General features: G+C 65.5%; 1 pseudogene. It reads left to right on the top strand.

Going from position 1 to position 220, the window contains the following annotated elements:
* Nucleotides 1–220 (top strand): annotated as a pseudogene (locus tag E5X34_RS32840) (xylose isomerase); the annotation flags it as partial.

Below are 220 nucleotides of genomic sequence, written 5' to 3'. Positions count from 1 at the left end.
GCTGGGACACCGACCAGTTCCCCAACAATGTGCCGGAGATGGCGCTGGCCTATTACCAGGTCTTGCAGGCCGGCGGCTTCAAGTCCGGCGGCACCAATTTCGACGCCAAGTTGCGGCGCCAGTCGCTCGACCCGCAGGATCTGCTGATTGGCCATATCGGCGGCATGGATTGCTGCGCACGCGGCCTCAAGGCCGCCGCGCGCATGGTCGAGGACAAGGC

The organism is Mesorhizobium sp. (assembly GCF_004963255.1).
Classification (GTDB): Bacteria; Pseudomonadota; Alphaproteobacteria; order Rhizobiales; family Rhizobiaceae; genus Mesorhizobium.
This window is presented reverse-complemented; position numbering and strand designations above follow the sequence as displayed.